The sequence below is a fragment of the Salipiger bermudensis HTCC2601 genome, from assembly GCF_000153725.1.
Classification (GTDB): Bacteria; Pseudomonadota; Alphaproteobacteria; order Rhodobacterales; family Rhodobacteraceae; genus Salipiger; species Salipiger bermudensis.
This window is the reverse complement of record NZ_DS022276.1, coordinates 2,857,884-2,884,441: the sequence shown is the minus strand read 5'-3', so window position 1 is coordinate 2,884,441 and position 26,558 is coordinate 2,857,884. Positions and strand designations below refer to the sequence as shown.

The 26,558-nt window shown below is 67.9% G+C and carries 21 protein-coding genes; 9 read left to right on the top strand and 12 right to left on the bottom strand.

Annotated features, from left to right (window positions below; genetic code table 11):
• Positions 1-57 precede the first annotated feature (57 nt).
• A complete protein-coding gene (locus R2601_RS13570; protein ID WP_007799295.1) occupies positions 58-1,431 on the top strand; it encodes a class I SAM-dependent methyltransferase in 1,374 nt (457 codons plus the stop codon).
• On the opposite strand, the gene R2601_RS13565 is transcribed toward R2601_RS13570, so the two are convergent.
• From R2601_RS13565 to R2601_RS13530, 8 genes are all read right to left on the bottom strand, one after another.
• Entirely contained in the window at positions 1,428-3,227 is a 1,800-nt protein-coding gene (locus R2601_RS13565) for an ABC transporter ATP-binding protein (protein WP_007799292.1), read from the bottom strand. The two genes, R2601_RS13570 and R2601_RS13565, sit on opposite strands and share 4 nt — an antisense overlap.
• Positions 3,224-4,183, bottom strand: a complete 960-nt coding sequence (locus R2601_RS13560; RefSeq protein WP_007799290.1) for an acetamidase/formamidase family protein — start codon at positions 4,181-4,183, stop codon at positions 3,224-3,226. Before R2601_RS13560 ends, R2601_RS13565 begins: the two co-directional genes overlap by 4 nt.
• Positions 4,184-4,187: 4 nt before the next feature.
• Positions 4,188-5,807, bottom strand: coding sequence for an ABC transporter substrate-binding protein (locus tag R2601_RS13555; protein ID WP_007799288.1), 1,620 nt, complete (start codon positions 5,805-5,807; stop codon positions 4,188-4,190).
• Between the two features lie 128 nt (positions 5,808-5,935).
• Complete coding sequence (locus R2601_RS27360; RefSeq protein WP_254656053.1) at positions 5,936-6,388, bottom strand: ABC transporter permease; 453 nt, start codon at positions 6,386-6,388, stop codon at positions 5,936-5,938.
• Positions 6,283-6,855 carry an ABC transporter permease gene (locus R2601_RS27355; RefSeq protein ID WP_007799284.1) on the bottom strand — a complete coding sequence of 191 codons (573 nt, stop codon included), beginning with the start codon at positions 6,853-6,855 and terminating at the stop codon, positions 6,283-6,285. The genes R2601_RS27360 and R2601_RS27355 overlap by 106 nt, the downstream gene beginning before the upstream one ends.
• A complete protein-coding gene (locus tag R2601_RS13540) occupies positions 6,855-7,745 on the bottom strand; it encodes an ABC transporter permease (RefSeq protein ID WP_007799282.1) in 891 nt (296 codons plus the stop codon). The genes R2601_RS27355 and R2601_RS13540 overlap by 1 nt, the downstream gene beginning before the upstream one ends.
• Positions 7,738-8,340, bottom strand: a complete 603-nt coding sequence (locus R2601_RS13535; RefSeq protein ID WP_007799280.1) for an ANTAR domain-containing response regulator — start codon at positions 8,338-8,340, stop codon at positions 7,738-7,740. The genes R2601_RS13540 and R2601_RS13535 overlap by 8 nt, the downstream gene beginning before the upstream one ends.
• The gene (locus R2601_RS13530) at positions 8,337-9,437 is read right to left on the bottom strand and encodes a transporter substrate-binding protein (RefSeq protein WP_007799278.1); all 1,101 of its coding nucleotides are present in this window, start codon (positions 9,435-9,437) and stop codon (positions 8,337-8,339) included. Before R2601_RS13530 ends, R2601_RS13535 begins: the two co-directional genes overlap by 4 nt.
• A gap of 351 nt (positions 9,438-9,788) precedes the next feature.
• Here R2601_RS13530 and R2601_RS13525 point away from each other — a divergent pair, with 351 nt between their 5' ends.
• Complete coding sequence (locus R2601_RS13525) at positions 9,789-10,754, top strand: Gfo/Idh/MocA family protein (RefSeq protein WP_007799276.1); 966 nt, start codon at positions 9,789-9,791, stop codon at positions 10,752-10,754.
• 356 nt (positions 10,755-11,110) lie between these two features.
• Here R2601_RS13525 and R2601_RS13520 read toward each other — a convergent pair whose 3' ends face one another.
• On the bottom strand, positions 11,111-11,773 hold the full coding sequence (locus tag R2601_RS13520; RefSeq protein WP_195903854.1) for a helix-turn-helix transcriptional regulator: 663 nt from the start codon (positions 11,771-11,773) through the stop codon (positions 11,111-11,113).
• Between the two features lie 89 nt (positions 11,774-11,862).
• On the opposite strand from R2601_RS13520, the gene R2601_RS13515 reads away from it, so the two are divergent.
• The 5 genes from R2601_RS13515 to R2601_RS13495 all read left to right on the top strand — a co-directional run bounded on the left by R2601_RS13515 (position 11,863) and on the right by R2601_RS13495 (position 18,740).
• Positions 11,863-12,465, top strand: a complete 603-nt coding sequence (locus R2601_RS13515; protein ID WP_007799271.1) for a superoxide dismutase — start codon at positions 11,863-11,865, stop codon at positions 12,463-12,465.
• A 62-nt stretch (positions 12,466-12,527) separates the two neighbouring features.
• A complete protein-coding gene (locus R2601_RS13510) occupies positions 12,528-12,899 on the top strand; it encodes a DoxX family protein (protein WP_007799269.1) in 372 nt (123 codons plus the stop codon).
• Positions 12,900-13,003: 104 nt separating this feature from the next.
• Positions 13,004-14,209, top strand: coding sequence for an efflux RND transporter periplasmic adaptor subunit (locus tag R2601_RS13505; RefSeq protein WP_007799266.1), 1,206 nt, complete (start codon positions 13,004-13,006; stop codon positions 14,207-14,209).
• Positions 14,210-14,219: 10 nt separating this feature from the next.
• The gene (locus R2601_RS13500) at positions 14,220-17,345 is read left to right on the top strand and encodes a multidrug efflux RND transporter permease subunit (protein WP_007799265.1); all 3,126 of its coding nucleotides are present in this window, start codon (positions 14,220-14,222) and stop codon (positions 17,343-17,345) included.
• A gap of 33 nt (positions 17,346-17,378) precedes the next feature.
• The gene (locus R2601_RS13495; protein ID WP_007799263.1) at positions 17,379-18,740 is read left to right on the top strand and encodes an efflux transporter outer membrane subunit; all 1,362 of its coding nucleotides are present in this window, start codon (positions 17,379-17,381) and stop codon (positions 18,738-18,740) included.
• Between the two features lie 254 nt (positions 18,741-18,994).
• Here R2601_RS13495 and R2601_RS13490 read toward each other — a convergent pair whose 3' ends face one another.
• From R2601_RS13490 to R2601_RS13480, 3 genes are all read right to left on the bottom strand, one after another.
• Positions 18,995-20,047 carry a 2,3-butanediol dehydrogenase gene (locus tag R2601_RS13490; RefSeq protein WP_040544717.1) on the bottom strand — a complete coding sequence of 351 codons (1,053 nt, stop codon included), beginning with the start codon at positions 20,045-20,047 and terminating at the stop codon, positions 18,995-18,997.
• Between the two features lie 87 nt (positions 20,048-20,134).
• On the bottom strand, positions 20,135-21,934 hold the full coding sequence (locus R2601_RS13485; RefSeq protein ID WP_007799260.1) for an NAD(P)/FAD-dependent oxidoreductase: 1,800 nt from the start codon (positions 21,932-21,934) through the stop codon (positions 20,135-20,137).
• Between the two features lie 140 nt (positions 21,935-22,074).
• A complete protein-coding gene (locus R2601_RS13480) occupies positions 22,075-23,814 on the bottom strand; it encodes a sigma-54-dependent Fis family transcriptional regulator (protein ID WP_007799259.1) in 1,740 nt (579 codons plus the stop codon).
• 402 nt (positions 23,815-24,216) lie between these two features.
• On the opposite strand from R2601_RS13480, the gene R2601_RS13475 reads away from it, so the two are divergent.
• Both R2601_RS13475 and acmB read left to right on the top strand, forming a co-directional pair.
• Positions 24,217-25,224, top strand: a complete 1,008-nt coding sequence (locus tag R2601_RS13475; RefSeq protein WP_050768415.1) for an AraC family transcriptional regulator — start codon at positions 24,217-24,219, stop codon at positions 25,222-25,224.
• Positions 25,225-25,330: 106 nt separating this feature from the next.
• Entirely contained in the window at positions 25,331-26,530 is a 1,200-nt protein-coding gene (acmB, locus tag R2601_RS13470; RefSeq protein ID WP_040545372.1) for a methyl acetate hydrolase AcmB, read from the top strand.
• Positions 26,531-26,558: the final 28 nt, after the last annotated feature.

The window sequence follows — 26,558 nt, the reverse complement described above, 5'->3', positions numbered from 1 at the left end:
TTCCGCGAGCCCCCGGCCTCTGGCAGGATGCCCGCGTTTGAGAGAGAGATTATTGTCATGTCCGACTGGTCCCGGGGCTATCCCGTCGATAGCGCCTATTTCGATACCATGCAGCCCGAGATCTCGCCCTTCCGCTGGCGTCCGGCGTTGCTCACCGCGCGCATCTCGGGCCCTTCGACCCGGCGCTTCCGCTTTCTCGAGCTTGGCTGCGGCTCGGCGCATACGCTGATCGCGCTGGCCGCCTGCTATCCCGAGGCCGAATTCCTCGGGATCGATTTCATGCCCGAACACGTGGTCCGTGCCCGCGCGTTGATCGCCGAGATCGGCCTCACCAACATCCGCGTCGAGGAGGCGGGCTTTGCCGATCTCGCGGCCCAGCGCCCCGAGGCCCGGTTCGACTATGCCGCCATGCACGGCGTCTGGAGCTGGGTCGACGCCGAGACCCGCGGCGACATCGTCGCGCTTCTGGGCGGCTGGCTGGCGCCCGGCGCGCTGGTCTACAACGGCTACAACTGCGCCGCCGGCTGGGCCGCTGCCGCACCGATCCGGCAGATCTTCCGCGAGGCGCCTGCGGGCGCGGGCGACACGCGATACGCAGCTGCACGCGAGGCCGTCGCGGCATGGCTTTCCTATGCCCAGAACCCGGCCCTCGATGCGCTCTGGCAGCGGCTCTCGAAACAGTCCGACGCCTTCCTCGCCCACGAGTTGGGCGCGGCGCATGGCAGCGCGGTCTGGTTTACCGACCTGGCCGAGGCGCTCGAGCCCGCAAAGCTCGGCTTCGCCTGCCCCTGCGAGCTGCACGAACAGTTCGACGCGCTGTTCCTCGACGGGGCCCGGCTCGACCTGATCCGGCGCGGCGGCGAGCAGGGCTGGGGCCAGACCGCGCGCGATCTCTCGTACAACCGCACCTTTCGCGCCGACCTGTTTCACCGCGGCGCGTTGCGGCTCACCACCTCGGAGATGATCGCCGAGCTGCGCGCGCTCAGGGTTCTGGGCTGGAGCCGCGAGGCGGGCTTCGGCCTGCTCGCCGACCTGCCGGTCAAAGACACACCCGTGGCCACGCCCGAGATCGAGGCGCGTGTGGCAGAGCTCGCCGCGGAAGGCGCGCATCCCATCGGCGAGATCGTCGACGGGCTCGACCTCGATCCCCAGAGGGCACTGCAGACGGTGCTGGTGCAGCTCATCAAGGGCAACCTGATGGCGGTGCGCGACGAGGCCGAGGTGGCCGCGGCGCGCGATGGCACCCGGGCCTTCAACACCGTGGCCAAACACCATCTCGAGGCTGGCCGGCGCATCCTGCCCGGCCTCGTTTCGCCCGAAACCGGTGGCGTGGTGATCGTGCCGAAGACGTTGCAGCGCGTGGGCTTCGGGCTCGAGGCGGGCGATCCGGCGCAGATCGACCGGATGCAGGCGCTGGGGCTCACGCTCTAGAGCCCGCCCCCCCCGTCCGCCACCAGATGGCCGTCACCGATGTCACGCAGCGGCAGCCGCGCCGGTGCATCTCCGATGACCCGGATCGGCGAGGGCATGTCGCCCACGGGCCGGGCATAGGGCCGCCCCTTGCGCGAGGGATCGGGCACCGGAACCGCGTCGAGCAGGCGCTGCGTGTAGGGATGGCGTGGGTTACCGAAGACCTGATCGCGGGTGCCCATCTCGACGATCTGGCCGAGATACATCACCGCCAGCCGGTCGACCACGTTCTCGACCACCGCCATGTCGTGGCTGATGAACAGGTAGGAGACCTCGGTCTCCTGCTGCAATTCCTCGAGCAGCTCCAGCACCCGCGCCTGCACCGAGACGTCAAGCGCCGAGACGCTCTCGTCGCAGATGATCAGCTTCGGGCGCAGCGCCAGTGCGCGGGCGACGCAGATGCGCTGCCGCTGACCACCGGAGAACTCGTGCGGGTAGCGGCTCATCTGCCCGGGGGTGAGGCCCACACGGCGGAACAGCTCCTCAGCGCGGGCGCGGCGCTCATCGGGGCTTCCGACGCCGTGAATCAGCAGCGGCTCGGCCACCGCCTCGCCCACCGTCATGCGCGGGTCGAGCGCCGCCATCGGATCCTGGAACACCATCTGCACGTCCCGGCAGATCTCCTTGCGGCCCTGCGCGGTCAGTGTGGCGAGGCGCTTGCCTGCAACCTCCACATGCCCCTCATGCGGCACCAGCCCGGCCAGCGCCTTGGCAATGGTGGACTTGCCGCAGCCGCTCTCGCCGACGAGGCCGAAGGTCTCGCCGGGGCGGATGTCGAAGCTCACCCCCTCGACCGCGTGCACGCGGTGGGTCGGGCGGCCGAAGAAATTCGCGCCGATGTCGAAATGCACCTGCGCCTCGACCAGCCGGGCCACCGGAACCGGTGCCTCGGGCGGCAGTGGCGCGGCGCGCTCGGCCCCTGCCCCGAGCCGCGGCACGGCGGCGAGCAGGTCACGGGTATAGGCCTCCTGCGGGGCGCGGAAGAGCGTCTCGACCGGGCCGGCCTCGACCATGCGCCCGGCCTTCATGACCACGGCGCGGTCGGCGCATTCGGCCACCACACCCATGTCATGGGTGATCAGGATGATCGCGGTGCCGGTGCTCTCCTGCAGGTCGCGCAGCAGGTCGAGCACCTCGCGCTGCACCGTCACGTCGAGCGCCGTAGTGGGCTCGTCAGCGATCAGCAGCGCCGGGCTCATCACCAGCGCCATGGCGATCATCACGCGCTGGCGCATCCCGCCCGACAGCTCGTGCGGGTACTGGCCCATGCGGCGCTCGGGCTCGGAGATACGCACCCGGCGCAGCGCCTCGACGGCGGCAGCGTGGGCCTCGCGCCGGGAGACCGGCTCGTGGGCGCGGATCGCCTCGACCAGCTGGCTGCCGACGCTGTGCACCGGGTTGAGCGAGGTCATCGGCTCTTGGAAGATCATCGCCACCTTCGCACCGCGATAGTCGCGCATCGAAGCCTCGGGCAGAGACGGCAGGTCGGTGCCGTCGAGCAGCGCCTGACCGGAGGTGACGGTGACGTTGTTGGGCAGCAGCCCCATCAGCGCCAGCGAGGTGATCGACTTGCCCGATCCGCTCTCTCCGGCGATGGCCAGCGTCTCACCGGCGCGCAGATCGAAGCTCAGCCCCTCGACCAGCGGGCGCGTCACGCCCCGGTCGCGCACCGACACGGTCAGCTCGCGCACCGAGAGCAACGGCGCGGCGGCCGCCCCCGTTGCGGGGACGGCAAGGGTCTGCGCCGCGGCCGTCATTCGAAGACCGCGCGAGGGAAGTAGAACGACACCACCCAGTTCGGCATGTCGACGATCTCGGAGATCCGCAGATCGCCGCAGGTCGAGACCAGCATGTAGGCATCGACCGGCGCCATGCCGTAGCGCGCCGAGAGCAGGTCGACCATGCCGGCCACCGCATCGCGGGCGCCGCTCATCAAGTCGGGTCCGACCCCGGTGGTGACCTCATAGCCCTTGGCATCGAGATGCCGGGTCACCGGCCCCGGCGTGGTGAAGCGCGGCATCTTCAGATTGGCGCCCTTCACCAGATCGAGGGTCAGCGTCACGTCCATCGGGCTTTCGATGGCAGTGCCGCAGACCTCGCCATCGCCCTGCGCCGCATGGGTGTCGCCCACCGAGAACAGCGCGCCGGCCACCTCGACCGGCAGGTAGAGCTCGGTCCCGGTGGCAATGTCGCGCACGTCGAGATTGCCGCCCGTGCGCCGCGGCGGCACGATCGAGTGCAGCCCCGGCTCGGCCTGCGCGACGCCGATGGTGCCGGTGAACGGCTTCAGCGGCACGCGGCCCTGCTCGCCCCAGAGCGCCGGCGCCATGGTGTCGGCGTCGAAGGTCCAGATGGTGAGCGCCGGGTCGGTGAACTGGTCCGCCAGCAGGCCGAAGCCCGGGATGTTGGCGGTCCAGCCCCATGCGGTGCCGTCACGCTTCTGCGGACTAAAGCCCTCGATGGTGATCTTGAGCGCGTCGCCCGGCTCGGCGCCGTCGATATAGACCGGCCCCGAGACCGGGTTGATCTTGCCAAAATCCAGCGCCTCGACATCGGCGACGGTGCTCGACGGGCCAAGCTGGCCCGCCGAAGAATCCATGCAATTGAAGAGGATTGTCGATCCCGGTGCCACCGTCAGGGCCGGGACAATGGAATTGTCCCAGCCGAAATGGTGCTGCGCGCCGTGGATCGTGTAGTCGCAGTGCTTGCACATGGGATCACTCGGTCACGTAGACGTAATCGTAGTTCACCGGGATCGAGACCGGGTCGACATAGAGCGCGTCGTCACCGCCCATGCGCTCGGACTTCATGGTGTAGCGCTGCTCGTTGAACACCGGCACCCACGGCGCCTCTTCCATCACCTTCATGTAGACGTCCGACCACATCTCGAGCCGCTCCGGCGCCGAGGGGTCGGTGAAGCTGTCGGCCTCGGTCGCCATCGCGTCGATGCTCTCGTCGCAGAACTTGGACCAGTTCCAGCCGCCCTCGCCCGCGCCGGCGCAGCCGAGGATCGGGCCGTAGAAGTTCGACGGATCCGGGAAGTCGGCGATCCATGCCATGCCGCCCGACCAGATCATCGGCGCCTCGCCGGCGCCACCGGCCTCGATCACGTTGGCCTGCGCGAGGGAGCGGATCTCGACATCGACGCCGATCGCCTTGAGGTCCTGCTGGATGGCCTGCGCGATGCGCGGGTTGGGATCCGTGTTCATCACGAAGAGCTCGGTCGAGAACCCGTCGCCCAGACCGGCCTCGGCGAGCTTGGCCTTGGCGGCCTCGGCGTCAAAGGCAAAGCCCTCGTAGCCGCCGGTGTAGCCCGGCATCGACGGCGGCAGCGGCTGGGTCGCCGGCACGGCGCGGCCGTTGATGATCTGGGTGATGCGCTCCTTGTTGATCGCCATGTTGATCGCCTCGCGCACCGGCAGCTGATCGAGCGGCTCGATGCCCACGTTCAGCGTGATGTAGCCGGTGTGCAGTTGGCCGCCCTCGACGACGCGGGCCGCCTGATCCGGATCCCCCATGACCTCCTGGAACTTCGCCGGCGGGATGCCGTCACCGGGCACGTCGACCTCGCCCTGCTGCAGACGCAGCAGCGCCACGATCGGTTCCTGCCCGACCTCGAAGGTCACGCCGTCGAGATAGGGCACGCCGTCACGCCAGTACTCGGCGTTCTTCTCGAACACGAGGCGCTGGCCAATGGTCCACTCGCCGAGCTTGAAGGCGCCGGTGCCGACCGGGTGCTTGCCGAAATCGGTGCCGTACTCATCGACCGCTTCCTTGGGCACGATGGAGGCGAAGTTCAGCGCCATCACGTGCAGGAAGGTGGCGTCGGGGCGCGACAGGGTGATTTTGACAGTCAGCGGATCGACCACCTCGACCCCCGAAAGCGTGTCGGCCTCGCCCGCGGAGATTTCATCAAAGCCGGCAATGGAGGCGAAGAAGCCCGCACCCGGCGACTGGGTCTCGGGGGTGGTGACGCGGTCGAGCGAATACTTCACGTCCTCGGCGGTCATCTCGCGTCCGTTGTGGAAGGAGACGCCCTCGCGCAGCGTGAAGGTGAAGACGGTGCCGTCCTCGCTGACCTCGTAGCTCTCGGCAAGACCGGGGCGCAGCTCGGTGGTGCCGGGCACGTAATCCATCAGACCGTCGAACAGCGACTTGATCATCGACCAGTTCTGCCAGTCATAGCCGATCGCCGGGTCGAGCGTGGCGACGTCATCCTTGTAGGTGACGGTGATCATGCCGCCGGGCGTGGCGTCGGGATCGGGGGTATAGCCCTGCGCAAGCGCCGGGATCGCTGAAGCGAGCAGGATCGCGGTGGAGGTGAGAAGTGCTTTCATTTTTTATTACTCCCTGTTGGATGGTGTGGCCGGGTCCGTGAGTGGTGGCTCTGGTCTTGGGTCGTGTGTCGTCCGTGGGTGGTGGCGTTGAGCCCCGGCAACGATGCCGGGACCGTTTGGAAACGGGGTCACCGCAGCTTGATGCGCGGATCGATGAGAGGGGTGACGAGATCGGCCAGCAGGTTGCCGAGCACGATGGCGGTGGCCGAGACCATGGTGACGCCCATGATCACGGGGATGTCGACGCGCTGGATCGCCTGCCATGCGAGTTGGCCGATGCCGGGCCAGCCGAACACGCTCTCGACCACGACGATGCCGCCCATGAAGATGCCGATGTCGATGCCGATCATGGCAATGATGGGCAGGATGGCGTTGGGCAGCGCGTGACGCAGCAGGATGCGGCCACGGGTCAGACCCTTGGCGCGGGCGGTGCGGATGTAGTCCTGCCGCAGCACCTCGACCATCGAAGAGCGCATCATGCGGCTGTACCAGCCCGATCCCATGATCCCGAGGGTGATCGCGGGCAGTACCAGATGTGCGAAGGTGCCGTAGCCCCCGATCGGGAACCAGCCGAGCTGCACCGCGAGAGGTAGAGAAGCAGCAGGCCGACCACGAATTGCGGCGCCGAGACCGCGACGAAGCTCGTCACCATCAGCCCCTGATCGAGCGGTCGGCCGCGGAACACCGCCGCGACGATGCCGAGCGTCAGGCCGATCAGGAGCTCGCAGACGATGCCCCCCGCCATCAGCAGCAGCGATGCCGGCAAACGCGCCGCGATCAGCGTCGCCACTTCGGTCTTCTGCAGGTAGCTGCGCCCCATGTCGCCCTGCACCAGCCCGGTGAGATAGCGCCAGTACTGGACCAGCAGCGGCTGATCGAGCCCGAGCTGATGGCGGATGTTCTCCACCGTCTGCGCGGTGGCCGAACGCCCGGCGATCTGGCGCACCGGGTCGGCGGGCAGCACGTAGAGCAGGATGAAGGTGATGAAGCTCACCCCCAGCAGAATCAGGGCGGACTGGATCAGGCGCCGGGTCAGGTAGCCGAGCATCAGTCGTTCCCCCTCTGGGTCGGGTCGAGCACGTCGCGCAGCGCGTCGCCCACGAGGTTGAAGGCCAGCGCCAGCAGCAGGATCGCCGCGCCGGGGATGAAGACCAGCCAGGGCGCGGCCTGGAAATAGGTCTGGTTCTCGAAGATGATGTTGCCCCAAGAGGGCGTCGGCGGCTGCACGCCCACACCGAGGAAGCTCAGCGTCGCCTCGAGCAGCACCGTCACCGAGATTCCGAGCGTGCCCCAGACGATCAGTGTCGGGATCAGGTGCGGCAGGATGTGACGGAACAGGATGCGCGACTGCGAGGCGCCGAGCGTCTTCTCGGCGGCGATGAACTCGCGCTCGGCAAGGCTGGTGGTCTCGGTATAGACCACGCGCGCAGTCTGCACCCAGTTGACCAGCGCGATCACCATCGCGACAATCCACAGCGAGGGCTGGAACAAGGCCGCAAGGCAGATCGCCAGCAACAGCGCCGGGAAGGCCATCATCAGGTCGGTGAAGCGCATCAGCGCAGCGCCGAACCAGCCGCGCACGAACCCTGCGAGCACCCCCACAAGCGTGCCGATCACCAGCGCCACCCCATTGGCCACCACGCCGATCACCAGCGAGGTCTGAGCGCCATAGAGCATCCGGGTGAACAGGTCGCGCCCCAAGAGGTCGGTGCCCATCAGGAACGGCCCGCCGGGCGGCATCGGCTCGCCGTAGAGGGACAGCCCCTCGAAGAGCTGCTCGTCGGGCTCGAACGGGGCGATCCATGGCGCGAAGACCGCGCCGCCGACCACCAGCGCGATGATGGCGAGGCCGAACAGTGCCAGCTTGCGGCGCATCAGGCGGCGCAGCGCGCCCGCCGGCGCTGCCGGGCGGGACTCGATGGGGGCGATGTCAGCCATGGTCGCTCTCGTCCTGATGCGTGGGTTTGGCAGCGGCGACGATGCGGTCGGCGGCGTCCTCGAAACTCACGCGCCACGCCATCGCCATGCCGCGCAGCTGCTCGTAGGCCTCGTTCTCGGTTTTGCCGCGCGCGGCGAGCACCGCCACCGCCTGCACCACCGTCTGGCGCTGGCCGAGCCGGCGCTTGAGGGCGTCGATCTCGTCGGCCAGTTCGACGCGCGCGTCGAAGGTGGCCCGCGCGATCAGCAGGGCCGAGTAGACCCCGCCATCGCCCACCGGTTTGAGGATCTGAGCATCGGCGCCGAAATTCATCAGCCACTCGATGCGGCCCGGCGCCTCGGAACCCACCAGCGCGATGGTCGGCAGCGGTGCCTCGCCCGGCTCCCACGGGAACTGGTCATCATAGGCGGTGTCGACATCGATGAAGAGATAATCCGCCGCCCGGGCCGACGCCGGCAGGTCGGGCCAGTGGCAATCCACCTCGAGCCCGATGGCCTGAAGCTGGCGCACCAGCGCGGTGACCGTGGCATGCGGGCGATGCAGGATCGCGGCACGCGCGCCGCCCAGATCCGGGATGCGCAGACGGCGTCTCATTTCACCACCCGAAGCGGCACCGGCGCGGGGTCGCGCTCGCGGGTGAGATAGGGATCGGCCTCGACCGGCGCCCCGGTGCGCAGCGGCACGAAAGCCCCTGCCCTGACCTGCGCGATGGCCACCGGCAGGCGGGTGTGGTGGGTGCGCGGGCTGATCCCGAGCTCGGCCGCGCGGCGCTGCGCCAGAAGCTCGGAGAGCGACAGCGCCTCGGCACCGGGCGCGCCGTTGAGCAGTTGCGCCAGCGTCATCACAGAGGCATGGGCCGCCGCCTCGAGCGACGAGCCGAAATCCTCGCGGCCGCCATTGCCCGGCAGCGCCGGGTGCAGACCGCGGAACCACGGCCCCGCCGAGATCACCCCCTCGGCCGATGGCCCGATGGCACCGAGCTCGCATTCGGTAAGGTTGCACGACAGCACCGGGCAATGGCCCTCGGCAAAGAACGGATCGCTTCGGCGCAGTTCGGCGATGGCGTCGAGGAAGGCATATTGCGATTTCCCGATCAGCTGGTTGAGCACGAAATCCGGCTTCAGCGCGGCGATCTCGTCGACAATGCGCGCCACCTCGGTGGTGCCCAGCGGCAGGTAGCGCTCGCCCAGCACCTCGCCTCCGGTGCGGCTGCCGATCTCGCGCGCCAGCCGGTTTATCTCCCAGCCCCAGATGTAGTTCGAGCCGGTCAGGTAGCTGCGCCGCCCGAACTGCGCGAAGGCATAGTCGAGCAGCGGCAGCAGGTGTTGGTTCGGGCAGGCATGGGCATAGACGATGCGGTCGGACGCCTCGAACCCCTCGTAGGGCGCCGGGTACCAGAGCGCCCCGTCCATGCGCTCGAGCGCCGGGATCACCTCCTTGCGGCTCCACGAGGTGGTGCAGCCGATCACGTGCCGCGCCCCGCTGTCGCGCAGGATCTCTTCGCAGAGCGGCGCATAGGCGTCGATATTGCCCTGCGGGTCGCGCTCCACCGGGTTGAACACGATATCAAGCGCGGGATCGGCGTTGACCTGCGCCACCGCCTTCAGCGCGCCGGTCCGCTTGGCCTCGCTGATCAGGCTGTAGGTTCCGGACCGGGAGAACAGGATTCCGAGGTCGATTTCGCGCGTCAAGACGCCCTCCAAAAACGAAAAAAGCCCCGCTGATCCCAGCCGTCTCGAGAGACGGACCGCAGGATCGCGAGGCGCTTTTGCCAGCTATGTTGATGTCACTATCGGCGCGCCGTGGACGCTGTGTCAACTTGGCCGGCCGGAAATGCGGCGCTCGCGGGGACCACTCCGGCCCCGGACGCACAGAAAACAGGCAGCCCCGCGCGGTGCGACCGCTGCCACACCTCCCGGAAAGGGCATCGCCGGCCCCGGCCTCTCGGTCAAAACGGGACATGCAGGGGCTTTGTGATGGCGCTCCCTCCCGGGTGGCCGCTACAACGACCCCCAACGAAAGCTGCAGGAACGGGAACGGACATGGCGGTGAAGACGGCGATCATCGGGCTGGGGATCATGGGGCGGCGGATGCTGGAGCACATGCTCCCGCATGAAGAGTTTGCCCCCGTGGCGATGTGGGATCCGGCCCCCGAGGCCTGTGCCGAGGCACAAATGCTTGCCCCCGGCGTGCCGCTTGCCGCCTCTGCCGAAGCGGCGATGGCCGCGGCCGATCTGGTCTACCTCGCCTGCCCGCCGGTGCCGCGCAAGGCCTACGCCCTCGCCGCCGCCCCTGCGGGCAAGGCAGTGTTCCTCGAAAAGCCGCTCGGGGTCGACCTCGGCGAGAGCGAGGCGCTGGTGGCGGCGCTCGAGGCCAGCGGCGTGCCGGCGGCGGTGAACTTCACGCAAGCCGCAGGCGAGGCGCTCGCCAACATCTCGGACGCAGCCTCCTCGGGCGCGATGGGCGAGATGGCGGGCGTCGACATGGTGGTAACCTACGCCGCCTGGCCGCGGGCATGGCAACAGGCGGCGGACTGGCTGCGCTTCCGCGCCGAGGGTGGCATGACCCGCGAGGTGCTGTCGCATTTCCTGTTCTTCACCCAGCGCATCCTCGGGCCGCTCTCGGTGGTCTGGGCGCAGCCCTCCTATCCCGCCGACACGGCGCTTTGCGAAACCGCGCTGCTGGCGCGGCTCGAGACCGTGGGCGGTGTGCCGGTGTCGATTCTCGCCAGTGTCGGCGGCGCGCAGCCCGACCGGCAGGAGTTCACCGTGAAGGGCAGCCTGGCCAGCCATCGCGTGTCGAACTTCTCGGACGAGTCGGTGTCGCGCGGGGGACCCTTCGAGCCGGTCTCCCCTACCCCCGCCGATCCGCGCGCGGTGGCGCTCCGCGCGCAGCTCGATGCGCTTGCGCTCTGCGTCGCGGGCCGACCGCACCCGCTCGCCACCCCGCGCGAGGCGCTCGACGTGCAGCGGCTGGTCGAAGAAATGCTGCGGGGCTCAGACCGCTAGCCGCGACGCGAAGGCAACCGCAGACCGGGGGAGATCCGTTTCAAGACCCCCGGCACCGCCGAGATCGTCCGGGTGACCTGACCTCGGCGAGGCAAGCGGCGCTCACGCCCAGGGCTGCGGCTCTGCAACGGCGCCGCCCTGAACGGACGCCCTGTTGGCTTGGGTGTCGTCACCGTTGCCGTCACCAAGGCCAACAAGAGCCCGGTGTTTCCAGACGCTGCGCCTGCCGAGCCTCGGGGCAGAATCGATCCACGCGGCGCAAGCTGTCAGGGAGGATACGACGTGTGTCCGACTGTCCTGCGCAGCCCCTCCGGTGTCACGGTGATCCCGGGTCTGTCGGCCTGGACCCGACGGCCTTACGCGCCTTCGCGTACAAGGTAGGTGCAGCGCCGTCCGCCACCGACGATATGCTCATCCCGTTCAATCCGGACGTTCGGGCCGAGCACGTTCTGGAACACGGCCTTCTCGGCGCGGCAGAAGCCCTGGCAGAAACTCGCCGCTGCGCAGATCGGGCAATGGTTCTCGACCAGCCGCAGCGTGCCATCGTCGTCCACTTCGACCTGCGCCATGTAGCCCTCGGCGCTGCGCATCTCGGCAAGCTTCTCGAGCCGGTCGCGGGTGTCGCTGCAGCCGGACATGGCGGTGCGGTACTTCTCGAGCGTCACCCCCTCGCGCTCGGCGATGATCCGGTCCAGCGCTTCCGGGCCCAGCACCTCGGAGATGCTTCGCAGGATGTCCACGGTCAGCGCGGCATGGGTGTCGGGAAACCGCGCCTGCGCCTTGTCGGTCAGGTGCCAGTAGACCGCGGGTCGCCCGCGCCCGGCGCTGCGCCGCTCTTCGCGCACCAGCCCATCCTCCTGCAGCTTGCCAAGCTGCTGGCGTGCGGCCTCACCAGTGATGCCCTGTCGCCGCCCGACGTCAGCCGACGTCTGGGCGCCATGCATCTTGAGCGTCATCAGCAGCCGCTCGGAAGGGGCGCGCGGGGACCACGCCCCTTTTTCCAAGTCATCGCCTGACATATTCGCTCCAATGTTTTTCAAAGCTGTTGCTTGCTTAAATAACCAAACGGGTCCCGGCGCGCAAGCGCTGGCTCGACAGGAGACCACAGATGACCTTCGAACTTCCCGCCCTGAACTACCCCCATTCCGCCCTTGCCGAGCGTGGCATGAGCCAGGAAACCCTTGAGCTCCACCATGACAAGCACCACCAGGCCTATGTCACCGCGCTCAACGGTTTCGTCGACGGCAACGCCGCCCTTCAGGGCAAGACCCTCGAGGAGATCGTCACGCTGAGCTACGCTGACGATGCGCTCGCGGGCGTGTTCAACCAGGCCGGTCAGCACTGGAACCACATCCACTTCTGGAACGCCCTGTCGCCCAATGGCGGTGGCATCCCCGGCACGCTCGAGGCAAAGCTGATCGACAGCTTCGGCTCGGTCGACGACTTCAAGGCCGCGTTCAAGACCGCCGCGACCACGCAGTTCGGCTCGGGTTGGGCCTGGCTGATCCAGAAGGCCGACGGCAGCCTCGGCGTCACCAAGACCGCCAATGGCGTCAACCCGCTGGCCACCGGCGAGGGCACCGCTCTGCTCGGTCTCGACGTGTGGGAGCACAGCTACTACGTCGATTTCCGCAACCGCCGTCCGGATTACGTGACCAACTTCCTCGACAATCTCGCGAGCTACGAGTTCGCCGAAGCCAACCTGGCCTGACGCCAAGCGGCCGGCCCCGACGCATGGGGCCGGCCAACCCGCCGCGTAGAAGGAGCCTACCGATGAAATCCCTCCCCTGGCGCGCCATCCCGGCCTGGCTGCTTGCAGCTTTCTTCCTGCTCGGCGGCACGCTCAACATGTTCGCCTCGCCCGAGATCCTCGCCGATTACGACCGCTGGGGCTACCCGAGCGGCTTCAACCGCCTCACCGGCCTTCTCGAATGGCTCGCGGCGCTCTTGATCCTGCTGCCGCGCACCCGCTTCGTCGGCAGCCTCCTGGGTGCGTCCGTCATGGCGGCGGCAGCGCTGACAGTGCTGCTGCACGGTGAATACGGGCACGCGGTGCCCCCGCTCATCGTGATGTCCGTCGCGCTGCTGACCGCCGCGCTGTGGCGCCCGGTACGCCGCCCGAAAGGCTTCCGCCCCGGCGGCTGACGCCCCTCACCTTTCTGCCCAAGACCTGACCCGCCTGCGGTGACAGCGCACCGGCCCTCCGACCGCGGAGGGCCGACCGGCGGCCCTTTCCCCGGAGTTCCGATATGTACCCGATCCCTCGGCCCGCGCGCCGTGCCGCCCTTCCCTTGCTTGCCGTTCTGGCGCTTGCTCCTGCTCCTGCCGGGGCGCAGGGCTATCCGCCGCCCTCGGTCGGTGTCATCGTCGCCGAACCGCAGCGCGTCGAGGTGGCCTCCGAGCTGCCGGGCCGCATCAGCCCCACCCGCGTCGCCGAGGTCCGCCCCCGCATCGGCGGCATCGTCGAGGCCCGCGTCTTCACGCAAGGAAGCACCGTCGAGGCGGGCGACGTGCTCTACGAGCTGGACCGCCAGCCCTACGAGGTCGCCGTCGACGCCGCCCGCGCCACCGTCGCACGGGCCGAGGCAGGAGTTGCCGACGCCCGCCAGACCGAAACGCGCCTGAGTTCCCTGCGGTCTCGCAATGTCGCGAGCCAAGCGGATCTCGATACCGCGCAGACCGCCGTGCTTCAGGCCAATGCCGCGCTGGCCGAAGCACAGGCGCAGCTGCGTGCCGCCGAGATCAATCTCGGATACGCAGAGGTGCGCGCGCCCATTGCCGGGCGCACCGGCCGGGCGCTGACCACCGAGGGCGCGCTGGTGAGCGCACAGGGCGAGGTGATGACCACGATCCAGGCGCTCGATACGGTCTATGCCGACATGCAGCAGCCGGTGTCGGAACTGCTGCGCCTGCGCCGCGCGATGGAAGCGGGCGAGATCACCGAGCTGGCCCCCGGTGCCGCGGAGGTGCAACTCTATCTCGACGACGGCTCGCTCTACCCGCACCCCGGCAAGCTGCTGTTCTCCGAGGCGTCGGTCGAGCGCTCCAGCGGGCAGGTGACGCTGCGCGCCGAGGTGCCCAACCCCGACGGCACATTGCTGCCCGGCATGTATGTGCGCGTGCGCGTGGCACAGGCGGTGCGCGAGGCGGCGCTGGTCGTCCCGGCGCAGGCGCTGCGGCGCGACGCCTCGGGTCAGGCGCAGCTGATGCTGGTCGCCGAAGACGGAACTGTCGCGCCCCGCCCCGTCTCGGAAGGGCGCAGCGACGACAACAGCCTCACCATCGAAGAGGGTCTTGCCCCCGGCGACATGGTGATCGTCGACGGGTTCCAGAAGATTGGCCCCGGGGCGCCGGTCACCCCGGTCTGCTGGACCGATCCCGCGGGCGCGGAGGATGCGCCCACCGACACCTGCAGCCGCGCCATCGACGCGCTGCAGCCCGCAGCCGCGAACTGAGGCCCGATCCATGGCACGTTTCTTCATCGACAACCCGGTGCTTGCCTGGGTCATCGCGATCTTCATCACGCTGGCGGGGGCGCTGTCGCTGCCGTCGCTGCCGGTGGCGCAATATCCCGATGTCGCCCCGCCGCAGGTCACCATCTCCACCCGTTTCGCCGGGGCCTCGCCCGAGGACCTCTATCAACAGGTCACCCGCCCCATCGAGGAAGAGCTGAACGGCATTCCGAACCTGCTTTACTTCGAGTCGACCTCCGAGGCGACGGGCGCGGTGACCATCACCGTCACCTTCGCCTCCGGCAGCAGCGTGTCGCAGGCCGTGGTGGAAACGCAGAACCGCCTGCGCCGGGTGGAATCCTCGCTGCCGCCGCAGGTGCAGCAGGAGGGGCTTCTGGTCGAGGAGGCGGGCAGCAGCTACCTGATGTTCGTCTCGCTCGCGGGCGCTCCGGGGTCGGGCTACGATTCCGTCGGTCTCGCCGATTACGCCACCCGCTTCGTGCTGAACGAAATCCGCCGGGTCGAGGGTGTCGGCAAGGCGCAGCTGTTCTCGGCCGAACGGGCGATGCGGGTCTGGATCGACCCGGCCAAGCTTGTCGGGCTCGATCTGTCGGTCACCGACATCACCGCCGCCATTTCGGAACAGAACGCGCAGGTCTCGGCGGGCTCCGTCGGCGTCGACCCCGCGCCCGAGGGCCAGCAGACACAGGCGACGCTTCTGGTCACCGGCCAGCTGCGCACCCCTGCGGAGTTCGGCCAGATCGTGCTGCGCGCGGGCGAGGACGGCTCCATCGTGCACCTGTCTGACGTGGCGCGCATCGAGATGGACGCCGAGTTCTATTCCTTCAAGGCCTATCTCAACGGCGAGGAAGCCGCGCAGATCGGCATTCAGCTCTCGCCCACCGGCAACGCGCTCGACACCGCCGAAGGCGTGCGGACCCTGCTCGACGAGCTGTCGGCGGGTTTCCCCGAAGGCGTCGAGGCGTCCATTCCCTATGACACCACGCCTTTCGTGTCGGCCTCCATCGAGAAGGTGGTGCACACGCTGCTCGAGGCGGTGGCGCTGGTCTTCGTGGTGATGCTGATCTTCCTGCAGAACCTGCGCTACACGCTGATCCCGATGCTGGTGGTGCCGATCGCGCTGGCGGGCACGCTGGCGGTGATGCTGGCGGCGGGCTTTTCGATCAACGTGCTGACCATGTTCGCGATGATCCTCGCCATCGGCATCCTCGTCGATGACGCCATCGTGGTGGTGGAAAACGTCGAGCGCATCATGTCCGAGGAAGGGCTCTCGCCCCGCGAGGCGTCGAAGAAGGCGATGGGCCAGATCTCGGGTGCCATCGTCGGCATCACGCTGGCGCTGATGGCGGTGTTCATTCCGCTGGCCTTCTTCCCCGGCTCGGTGGGCATCATCTACCAGCAGTTCTCGCTCACCATGGTGGTGTCGATCTTCTTCTCGGCCTTCCTCGCGCTGTCGCTGACACCGGCGCTCTGCGCGACCTTCCTCAAGCCGATCCCCAAGGGCCAAGGCCATGCCCGCAAGGGCCCGGCGGGCTGGTTCAACCGCAACTTCGACCGCGCCTCCAAAGGCTATGCCGGGGGCGTGCGGGGCCTCGTGCGCCGTTCGGGGCGGATGATGGTGATCTATGCCGCGCTGGTGGCGGGGCTTGGTTACGTCTACGTGCAGATCCCCGCCGCCTTCCTGCCGCAGGAGGATCAAGGCTATCTCATCGCGTCGATGCAATCGCCGCCCGAGGCGACCTCGTTCCGCATGCGCGAAGTGACCAAGCAGGCCGAGGCCTTCGCGATGGGCACCGAGGGCGTGGCCGACGTGGTGACGATCCAGGGCTTTTCCTTCTCGGGCCAGGGGCCGAACTCTGCCGTCAGCTTCGTGACGCTGGAGGACTGGGCCGAGCGTGAAAGCCCCGAGTTGGGCGCGGCCTCGCTTGCCGGGAAACTGTCGGGGATGCTGTTCTCGATCCGCGACAGCTTTGCCTTCGCCATCTCGCCGCCCCCCATTCAGGGCCTCGGGACCGGCTCGGGCTTCAGCTTCCGGCTCCAGGACCGCGCCAACCTCGGCAACGCCGCGCTGCAACAGGCAGCCGGCCAGATCATGGGCGCGGGTGCCGAAAGTCCGATCCTCGGGCAGATGTACATCGAAGGGCTGCAACCGGGGCCGCAGCTGCGTCTCGACGTGGACCGCGAGAAGGCCAATGCCTTCGGCGTCACCTTCGGCGAGATCAACCGCACCATCTCGGTCGCGCTCGGGTCGGGATACGTCAACGACTTCCCCAACGACGGCAAGATGCAAAGCGTCATTGTGCAGGCCGAGGCAGAGGCGCGCAGCAGTATCGAGGAGGTGCTGAAGCTCAACGTCCGCAACGTGCAGGGCGGGATGGTGCCGCTGTCGTCCTTTGCCAGCGCCGAGTGGGGCTTCGGCCCGTCGCAGATCGTCGGCTACAACGGCTACCCGTCGATCCGCATCAACGGCGAGGCCGCGCCGGGCTATTCCTCGGGCGAGGCGCTGGCCGAGATGCAGCGCATCGCGGCAGAGCTGCCTGCGGGCTTCGGCTACCAGTGGACCGGGCAATCCTTGCAGGAGATCGAGAGCGGCAGTCAGGCGCCGATCCTGATCGGGCTGTCGGTGCTCTTCGTCTTCCTCTGCCTCGCGGGGCTCTACGGAAGCTGGTCGATCCCGCTGGCGGTGATGCTGATCGTGCCGATGGGCGCCATCGGGGCGGTGGCGGCGGTGACGCTGACGGGGCTGTCGAACGACGTGTTCTTCACCGTGGGCCTCATCACCATCGTCGGGCTGTCGGCCAAGAACGCCATCCTGATCGTCGAGGTCGCCAAGGATCTCATCACCGAAGGCAAGGGCCTCATCGACGCCACGGTCGAGGCCTGCCGCCTGCGCTTCCGCCCGATCCTGATGACCTCGCTGGCCTTCACCATGGGGGTGATCCCGATGGCCATCGCCACCGGCCCCTCGGCGGCCAGCCAGAACGCCATCGGCATCAACGTGGTGGGCGGGATGATCTCGGCCACCGTTCTGGGGGTGATCTTCGCGCCGGTGTTCTTCGTCTTCGTGATGAAGCTCACCGGCACCCACAAGCGCCTCGGCACGCCTGCGCAGGACTGACCGCCCTGCCCGTCCTTTTCTGAAAGACAGACCATGATACGTTACGCCCTCCTTCCGGCCGTGCTGGCGCTCTGCGCCTGCACCGTCGGCCCCGATCATGAACCCCCGATCCAGCCGCTTGCGGCCACCTTTGCCGAAGGCGATGCGCAGCCGGTGGGCGATGCCGCACTGCAATCCTGGTGGCGCTCGTATGACGATGCGCTGTTGAGTGAACTCGTGCAGGCCGGCCTGCGCCAGAACCTCGACATCCGGACCGCGCTGAGCCGCGTGGCCGAGGCGCAGGCCGCCGCCCGCGCGACCGGCCTGCCGGCGCAGGTCAGCGGCGGCCTGACGGCGGACACCATCCGCGCCGGCGGCGAGGAGATCTCCGGCACCACCAACACCTCCGGCGCGATCTTCGCCCCGGCTTTGATGCTCGATCTCTTCGGCGGCGAGCGGCGGTCCCGCGAGGCGGCGCTCGCCGACCTGCAAGCGGCAGAGCTGGGCGTCGGCACCGCGCGGCTGGCGCTGCTTTCGGCGCTTGTCAGCAATTACATCGACCTGCGCTACTACCAGAACGCACTCGCGATCAGTCGCGAGACCGTGGCAACCCGGCGCGATACGCTCAGCCTCGTCCAGAGCCAGCGCGAGGCGGGCGCGGCCACCGCGCTGGACGAGGCACAGGCGCAAGCGGCGCTCGACGAGGCGCAGGCCACGCTGCCCGGTCTCGAACAGGGCTACTACGCCGCGACCTATGCCATCGCGACGCTTCTGGCGCAGCCCGCGCAGGGTCTCGAGGCCCGCCTGCAACGCGGCGCCGCCCAGCCCCGTCCCGGCAGCAGCGCCTCGGCGGGAGTTCCGGCGGATCTGCTGCGCAACCGCCCCGACCTGCGCGCGGCCGAGGCCGAGCTTGCCGCCGCAACGGCCCGCATCGGGGTCAGCGAGGCGCAGCTTTACCCGTCTCTGCGGCTTGGCGGAACGGTCTCCACTTTCGAAGGCGTGAACAGCTGGAGCTACGGGCCACAACTGTCGATCCCGGTGCTGAACCAAGGCGTGCTGCGCGCCAATCGCGACGCCGCCGTGGCGCAGGCGCAGCAAGCGGAACTCGGGTGGCGCGGCGCCGTCCTGGGCGCAGTCGAGGAGGTGCAGGCGGCGCAGAGCGACGTCCTGCGCGACCGCCGCGCGGTCGCCGGCTACCGGCGCAGCGTGGCTTCGTTCGAGCGGGCCGTGGCGCTGTCGCGCACGACTTACGAAGGAGGAACGACAACCCTGCTCGACTATCTCGAGGTCCAACGCTCTCTCGCCGCCGCCCGCCTGACGCTGGCATCCAGCGTGCGGGATCTCGCGGCAAGTTGGGCAAGACTGCAGGTCGCTGCGGGCAAGGGCTGGTCCCTTCCACCAACCTCCGGCGGCTGACCAGCACGTCCGGTCGTCCGCGGGGATGGCCGCCATGCGCGGCCATCCACACAAGAAACGGCACTGTCGGGAAAGGCGACACGTGATCCTGCCGGACCGGGCTCACACCTGCAATTCGGAAGTGTGATCGGGCGTGCACATGAACCAGAATGTTCGCGGCATGTCGGCGCAGGCCTGTGACCAGCCTGTCGCGATTTGCGGGACGCCGGCCGCCCTTCGTTTTCCGGGCGGCCGGCTTTCTCTCTGGTGGGGCGTCAGCCGGGTGCCTCGACGAGGATCTTCACATGAGATTTCTCCGCGACCAGTGCCTCGAAACCTTCGGTGACGATATCCTCCAAAGCGATGCGCTTCGTGACCAGCTGATCGGCGCTGAAATATCCTTGGGTCATCAGCGCCATCACCGCCGGATAGACGTTGCGATAGGCGATGGTGCCCTGCACCTGTCGCTCCTTGAGCACGACCGTGTTGGGCTGGAAGGAGGCCTCCTGTTCCCAGATTGAAACGACCAGAACCTGCCCTTCGTGGCGGGTCGCGTCGATGCACTGCGGCAGGACCTGAGGCACACCGGTCACTTCGAAGGCGACATGCACCCCACCCGTGGCGGCGCGGATGTCAGCCACGGCGTCGGTCGCCGTCGGATCGATCACCGATGTCGCGCCGAGATCCAGCGCCTTTTGTCGCCGAACGTGCGACGGTTCGACGACGTGGATTTCAGAGGCGCCGGCCACGCGCAGCGACTCCACCACCAGAAGCCCGATCGGGCCCGCGCCAAAGACGGCGGCCTTGTCACCGGCCTTGATCCTGGACAGGCGCACAGCGTGCAGTGCGACGGCCGCAGGCTCTACGAGCGCGCCTTGTTCCATCGACAGTCCTTCAGGCATCTTGTGGACCATGCGCGCGGGCACGACGCTGTGCGCGGCGAAACCACCATGTCCGCCGGACAGGCCGACAAAGCCAAGGCTGTCGCAAAGGTTGTACTTGCCCTCGAGGCAGGCCGGGCACGCCCCGCAGGCAAAGATCGGCTCGATCGCGACGCGGTCGCCGATCGCGAGGTCGGTGACGCCGTCGCCCAGCTCGGCGACCGTACCGCAATATTCGTGCCCCATGGTGATCGGCGCCTTGTCGTGGCTCAGGGGGTGGTCTTCGTCCACCGGCACAAAGATCGGCCCGGCCAGATACTCGTGCAGGTCGCTGCCGCAGATTCCGGTCCAGGCAACCTTGACTTTCACCTCGCCCTTACCGGGCTGCGGGTCTGCGATATCTTCGACGCGGATATCCTTCACGCCATGCCAACGTGCTGCTTTCATGTTTTTTCTCCGATGTCAGAAAGGATGCGCCCGGCGGGAGGACTGGCCGGGCGCGCGACGCGCCATCGCGGCGCGCCGGAGAGGGCATCACGACAGGTGATGCACCTCCTGCAGGCCGTAGACGGGGGTGTCGATGCCCTCCATCCGGGCCTTCAGTTGCAACGCGAGATACAGAGAGTAGTGCCGCGACTGGTGCAGGTTGCCGCCGTGAAACCACAGGTTCTCCTGCTGGGTCGGCTTCCACATGTTGCGCTGTTCGCCCTCCCAGGGGCCGGGATCCTTGGTGGTGTCGGAGCCAAGGCCCCAGACCTTGCCGACCTTGTCCGCCACCTCCTGATTGATGAGATCCGCGGCCCAGCCGTTCATGCTGCCGTAGCCCGTGGCCATCACCACGAGGTCGGCCTCGAGATGCGTCCCATCGGCCAGCACCACACCGGTCTCGTCGAAGCGTTCCACCTGCCCCTTCACCAGCTTCACCTCGCCATCGATGATAAGCTGGCTGGCGCCTACGTCGATGTAATATCCCGAACCGCGGCGCAGGTACTTCATGAACAGGCCCGAGCCGTCATCGCCCCAGTCGAGATCGAACCCGGCCTTCTCAAGCCCGGCATAGAACTCGGCGTCGCGTTCCTTCATCTGGTCGTAGAGCGGGATCTGGAACTCGTGCATGATCCGGTAGGGCAGCGAGGCAAAGACCATGTCCGCTTTCTCGGTCGTCATGCCGCTGGCCACCGCGTCCTCCGAGTAGAGCGCGCCGAGGCCGATCTCCATGAGCGTGTCCGAGCGCACGATATGGGTCGAGCTGCGCTGCACCATCGTCACGTCGGCATCGGCCTCCCAGAGCGCAGCGCAGATGTCGTGCGCCGAGTTGTTCGAGCCGACGACCACCACCTTCTTGCCGGTCCACGCGTCCGGCCCCTCGTGCTGCGAGGAATGCTGGATCGTGCCCTTGAAGCTCTCCATGCCCGGGAAGGAGGGGATGTTGGCCTTGCCCGACATGCCGGTCGCCAGAACCAGCTGGGTCGGGCGCAGCGTCACCTCCTCGCCGTCGCGATTGACCTTGACCTCCCATGTGTCGGTGGCCTCGTCATAGGCCGCCTTCTGCACCTCGGACCGGGTCCAGTAGTTGATCTCCATGACCTTGGTGTACATCTCGAGCCAGTCGCCGACCTTGTCCTTGGGCGTGAAGACCGGCCAGTTGTCGGGAAACTTGATATACGGCAGGTGATCGTACCAGATCGGATCGTGCAGGCAGAGCGACTTGTACCGCGACCGCCACTGGTCGCCCGGACGGTCATGCTTGTCGAGCACGATGGTCGGCACGCCGAGCTGCCGCAGCCGCGCGCCAAGCGCGATACCGCCCTGCCCGCCGCCGATGATGACGGTATAGGGCTGCTCGGTATAGCCGAGCTCGGACGCCTCCGCCTCGCGCTTTTCCTTCCACGACTTGCGGTTCTTCGCGGCACCGTGCTCGGCCCCCATCGGGCGGCGCTTGCCGCGGTTTTCCTCGAACCCCTTCAGCTCCTGCAGCGCTGTCAGCAACGTCCAGATGCGGCCGTCCTTCAGGCGCATCAGCCCCCAGCCCCGCCCGACGGCGGTCTCGAAGGTGATCCACGCGGTGATGACGCCGCCATCCTCTCCAGGGAGCTCTCCCTTCTGAATGGCAAAGCTGCGCGGCTTGGTGTGCTTGAGCTGGGCCGCGAGCATGTCCTGCACGCCGGCGGGCCCCTCCACGGTCTTCAGGTTCCAGGTGACGGCGATCAGGTCGCGCCAGTAGCTGTCGGTGGCAAAGAGTGCACTGGCAGCCTGCGCGTCGCCCTCCTCCAGGGCGGCGTTCAGGCTGTCGAGCATGTCCTGCACTTCGGCGGTGACGGTCGAGTCGAGCATTGCGTATCCTCCTCATAGGCAATGTGATGAGGAGAGTGTGGCGAGCCCTGCCGCCCTCGGGCCACGCGAATCCGACAATTTTGGCTGCCTCTCAGATTGCGGCATCGCAGCATGTTGCAAACGCAACGCCGCGCAACGCGTCAGTTCGGCGCGCGCAACCCTTCCTTGCGGATCCGGCGCAGAACCGTCGAGCGGTTCACCCCGAGCCGCCGTGCGGCGCGGGCCATGTTCCAATTGCAGGCGTCGAGCACCGCCTCGAGGCTCTGCTCCTCGGCGCAGGGCCGCGGCGGCTCGGGCAGATCCGGCAGGTCGATCACGCAGCCTTCGGCCAAGGCACAGGCCACGTCGAGAACATTGCCCAGCTCGCGCAGATTACCCGGCCAGTCGCGGGCCATCAGTTCCGCGCGGGCCGACGGCGTGAGACGCATCTCGCCGCCGGACCGCCGCCACAGCAGCCGCTCGATCAGCCAGCCAAGATCTTGCCGCTCGCGCAACGGCGGCAGCTCGAAGACAGCCCCGGCAAGTCGGTGATAGAGCGCGCACGGCAGGATCTCGTGCGAAAGAAGAGCACTTGGCGAGAGGCCGCTGGTTGCGATCGGTCGCAGGTCGGAATGCGCATCCAGAAGCCCGGGCAGCGCAAGCGCGGCTGTCTCGGAAAGGTCCTCGATGCGCCGAAGCAGCAGCGTCGCAGGTCGGGGCTGCACCTCGATCACCGAGGCCATCTCGTCGGCCTGCATCCCAGCGCAGTCCAGTGTAACGAATCCGCCCCGCCCTGAGGCCATGTGAACGGCGCGGGCGAGCTTTGTCTTGCCGCTGCCGCTCTCTCCGCAGAGCACCAGCGGAACCTCTGTCGGCGCGAGCCGTTCCACCCGCGACAAGAGGCGGTCCATGCCGGGATCACTGCCCGCGAGCCCGGTCAGGACGCCGCCGGAGCTGCGGGAGACCGTCGTCCCCGGTGGCCGGCGCGGAGCCTGTGGCGCGATCGCGTGACCGAAGACCGCACCGCCATCGCCAAGCGCCACGACACGCTCTTCGGTCGGGCGATCACGCATCAGGTCGGGAAGATCGTCGACGCTGATCCCGAGCAGACCGTCGATCTTTTCTCCGATCAACTGCCCCCCACGCGAGAGCATCCGTGTCGCGGCATGGGTTGCCCCGATCACCCGGCCCGAGCCGTCAAGAGCAACCGCGCACTCGGGGTCCACATCAAGGAACTCCGGGCTGGAGGAAAACCTCAAAACCCATTCGCGACGGCTCGCGGCCATCAGGTTGGCCATCTCGACCCGCCGCGCCGCCGCAGTCACCAGCGACATGGCAAGGTTCTGGCTGCTTTTCGGCGAGGGCGAGCGCAGCAAAGAGATGTCGAGCACCGCGGCCAGCTGGCCGAGGCTGTCGTAGATCGGCGCAGAGGTGCAGGAGAGCGCGGTGTGGGCATTTCCGAAATGGTCGTCCTGATGGACCGTGACCGGCTCGCCGGTCACGATGCAAGCTCCCACGCCGCAGGTTCCGGCAAGATCCTCGGACCAGTTCGAGCCGAGATAAAGCCCCGCCCCGCGCAGCTCGTCCGCGAAGAGGCTGTCACCGAAGAAGTCGACGCAGACGCCCTTGGCATCGGTCAGCAGCAGCACGTAATTCTGCCCCGCAACCTGCCGAAAGAGGCTCTGCAGGCTCGCGCGGGCTGCGCCGATCATCCAGTCAGCCTGATCACGATGGGCGCGGAACTCGGCTTCGGTGACAATATGGGCGGGCTCGCTGCGCTCGGGATCCATCCCGTAGAGTTCGACACAGCGCCGCCAGGACGCATCCACATAGCTGTCACGCCCGGTGGCAAGACCATCCAGGACCTGCGCGATCTCTTCGATATGCTTGCTCCCGATCATGCGTGCCCCTCCTCGACACCGACCCTACCACGGGCCAACGCAAACGCCGGATGAACTTTGGTCGATATCCGCGACACTCCGCCGACTAGGGCGAGCCGGCTTGCCGCAACGCGTCCATTCGGCTGACGGGTCGGGACGTGCCGGCACGCGCGGGCATTTCCTCCTCGCTCACGATGCTTGGCATCCGGCGTCTTCGGTCGAAGACGGCGCGCCATGGCGTCCGCATCAGCGTTGGCGGGCGCCGAACGGGCCGCCTGTCGCTGCGCGACCACGGGGCTTGCAGGCCGGTGGACTTGCGCAGGTTGCCGCCGCAACCCGCCCAGCCGCCGCCAAAGTAGATCGATCCAGCTCGAAACTGTGTTACCTTCGGCGCTCATCGAAATCGCGAGGAGGAGCGGGATTTTGTTGGAAGATGCCCTCGTGCGGGATGCCGAAGGCCGACGGATCCATCATGGCGGCGCGACGCGCTCGATGGATTGGGACGAGGTCGAGGCTTTCTGTCAGACGGTCTACATGCCCTATCAGGTCAGGCCCCTTGTTAGGCACGCACACCCGGATGCCACGATGATCTCGGCAAGAGCCGGGCGGGTGACCATGACCCGCTTTTCCTACGGCACGGGCATTCATCTTGACCGCTTCGACCCTGAGGCCGGGAACATCCTGGTGCTGAACACGCTCAAGGGCGCGCTCGACCACCAGACCGACGGCGGCTCGGTCCCCACCGGAGCTGGGGAGAGCTTCGTGGTGGACTGCTCACGCACCGATTACTGGCTCGAGGGCGACCCGGACCACATGCAGCTGAACCTCACCATCCCGCATCAGGTCATGGCAGACACCGCCGAGCGCTGGTACGGCTTCGTCCCCGATGACGATCTCTGGACCCGCCGGGTCAAGTTCGGCGGGCCGGGATCGGCCTGGCTGTCACTGCTTGATTACGCGGCGCGGACGCTGGTGCGTGCCGATGGCGGCTCGCACGAGACGGCGATGGCGCGCCATATCGAGGAAATCCTCTGCGTCGAGCTTCTGCGCCAATGGGCCGGCGCGGCGGGCCTGTCGCTGGAGACCGGCGCACGCTGTGCCGCTCCGGGATATGTCCGACGGGCGGAAGAGATCCTGACCGCCGAGGCGCGCGAGGCGCCGTCGATCGGCGATGTGGCAGCACGCGTCGGGGTCACCGCACGCACGCTCTCGGGAGGGTTCCGCAAGTTTCGCGGCCTGTCCCCGCGTGGCTTTCTCGCGGCGCGGCGGCTGGAGGGCTTCCGGCAGGACCTCGAAACCCTGCCCGAGGAGATGACCGTGACAGCGATCGCCAGCGCCTGGGGCTTCAGCAATTTCGGCGCGCTGGCGGGCCGATACCGCGCGCGCTTCGGCGAGACGCCCTCCCAGACCCGCAGGCGCAAGAGCGGCTGACGCGCGCAATTTGGCTTCCGAACGCGAACAGGCGCTGCCGTTCGATGACAGCGGCCGCCCTGGCGAGCAGGCATCCTGGTTCTCGCATGTTCAATGGGAGGACAAGATGAAGGACATCCATACCGAAGATCTCGCATCCGCGCTGGACGCGGTTCTGACCAAGGTGACCGAGGGATCGACCCGCGTTCCGGGCGTCGTCGCCATGGTGACCGACCGTGAGCGTGACATCTATTCCGGTGCCGCCGGAGACCGCCGCCTCGGTGACCACCCGATGACCGAGGACACCGTCTTTGCCATCTTCTCGACCACCAAGGCCATCGCGGGCACCTGCGCCCTGCAATGCGTCGAGGACGGTCTTCTGGACCTCGATGCGCCGGCCAGCGACTACGCGCCCTGGCTGGGCGAGGCGCAGGTGCTCGAAGGCTTCGATGCCGGAGGGCAGCCGCGCCTGCGCGCACCGAAGACCGAGATCACCACGCGGCAGCTGATGCTGCACACCGCGGGTTTCGGCTACGACTTCTTCAACGAGATGTACAAGTGCATGGCCGAAGAGCACGGTCAGCCCTCGGTGGTCACCGGGACGCGCGCGGCGCTGGAGACGCCTCTGCTCTTCGATCCGGGCGAAAAGTGGGAATACGGCACAAATATCGACTGGGTCGGCCAAGTGGTCGAGGGCATCCGGGGAAAGCGCCTTGGCGAGGTCATGCGCGAGCGGGTCTTCGATCCGCTGGACATGAACGAGATCGCCTTTACCCGCAGCGACGCGATGAAGGACCGGAGCGCGACCATCCACGCCCGTGGCGACGGCATGGCGCTCGACCCGATGGACGGCTTCGCCCTGCCCGACAACCCGGAGATCGACATGGGCGGGCATGGTCTCTACGGCACCGTGCCGGAATACATGAAGTTCATCCGCATGTGGCTGAACGACGGCGACGGCCCGAACGGGCGGGTGCTGAAGCCGGAGACCGTGGACTGGGCCGTCAAGGGCGCGCTGGTGCCGCCGCAGAAGGTGACGATGCTGCCCGGCGTCATCCCGTCCCTGTCGAATGACGCCGAGTTCTTCCCGGGCCTCGGCAAGGACTGGTCATACACGTTTATGGTCAACACCGAGGAGGCCCCGACCGGCCGCCCGGCCGGGGCCATCGGCTGGGCGGGGCTCGCCAACAGCTTCTACTGGATCGACCGGCACAACGGCATCGGCGGCTATTGGGCGACCCAGATCCTGCCCTTTGGCGATCCGATCTCCTTCCCCGGCTATCTCGCGTTCGAAACCGCCGTCTACGACGCGCTGCGCGCGACCTGAGCGGGGAGGATCGCCGAGCGGCGGGGGC

What these genes read in the sequence shown, in the direction of transcription:
- R2601_RS27355 (WP_007799284.1), bottom strand. Translation starts at nt 6,855, where the DNA reads ATGCTCGGCTACCTGACCCGGCGCCTGATCCAGTCCGCCCTGATTCTG.
- R2601_RS13520 (WP_195903854.1), bottom strand. Translation starts at nt 11,773, where the DNA reads ATGTCAGGCGATGACTTGGAAAAAGGGGCGTGGTCCCCGCGCGCCCCT.
- R2601_RS13480 (WP_007799259.1), bottom strand. Translation starts at nt 23,814, where the DNA reads ATGATCGGGAGCAAGCATATCGAAGAGATCGCGCAGGTCCTGGATGGT.
- R2601_RS13525 (WP_007799276.1), top strand. Translation starts at nt 9,789, where the DNA reads ATGGCGGTGAAGACGGCGATCATCGGGCTGGGGATCATGGGGCGGCGG.
- R2601_RS13560 (WP_007799290.1), bottom strand. Translation starts at nt 4,183, where the DNA reads ATGTGCAAGCACTGCGACTACACGATCCACGGCGCGCAGCACCATTTC.
- R2601_RS13515 (WP_007799271.1), top strand. Translation starts at nt 11,863, where the DNA reads ATGACCTTCGAACTTCCCGCCCTGAACTACCCCCATTCCGCCCTTGCC.
- R2601_RS13500 (WP_007799265.1), top strand. Translation starts at nt 14,220, where the DNA reads ATGGCACGTTTCTTCATCGACAACCCGGTGCTTGCCTGGGTCATCGCG.
- R2601_RS13535 (WP_007799280.1), bottom strand. Translation starts at nt 8,340, where the DNA reads ATGAGACGCCGTCTGCGCATCCCGGATCTGGGCGGCGCGCGTGCCGCG.
- R2601_RS13495 (WP_007799263.1), top strand. Translation starts at nt 17,379, where the DNA reads ATGATACGTTACGCCCTCCTTCCGGCCGTGCTGGCGCTCTGCGCCTGC.
- R2601_RS13510 (WP_007799269.1), top strand. Translation starts at nt 12,528, where the DNA reads ATGAAATCCCTCCCCTGGCGCGCCATCCCGGCCTGGCTGCTTGCAGCT.
- R2601_RS13555 (WP_007799288.1), bottom strand. Translation starts at nt 5,807, where the DNA reads ATGAAAGCACTTCTCACCTCCACCGCGATCCTGCTCGCTTCAGCGATC.
- R2601_RS13570 (WP_007799295.1), top strand. Translation starts at nt 58, where the DNA reads ATGTCCGACTGGTCCCGGGGCTATCCCGTCGATAGCGCCTATTTCGAT.
- R2601_RS13540 (WP_007799282.1), bottom strand. Translation starts at nt 7,745, where the DNA reads ATGGCTGACATCGCCCCCATCGAGTCCCGCCCGGCAGCGCCGGCGGGC.
- R2601_RS13565 (WP_007799292.1), bottom strand. Translation starts at nt 3,227, where the DNA reads ATGACGGCCGCGGCGCAGACCCTTGCCGTCCCCGCAACGGGGGCGGCC.
- R2601_RS13485 (WP_007799260.1), bottom strand. Translation starts at nt 21,934, where the DNA reads ATGCTCGACTCGACCGTCACCGCCGAAGTGCAGGACATGCTCGACAGC.
- R2601_RS13490 (WP_040544717.1), bottom strand. Translation starts at nt 20,047, where the DNA reads ATGAAAGCAGCACGTTGGCATGGCGTGAAGGATATCCGCGTCGAAGAT.
- R2601_RS13505 (WP_007799266.1), top strand. Translation starts at nt 13,004, where the DNA reads ATGTACCCGATCCCTCGGCCCGCGCGCCGTGCCGCCCTTCCCTTGCTT.
- acmB (WP_040545372.1), top strand. Translation starts at nt 25,331, where the DNA reads ATGAAGGACATCCATACCGAAGATCTCGCATCCGCGCTGGACGCGGTT.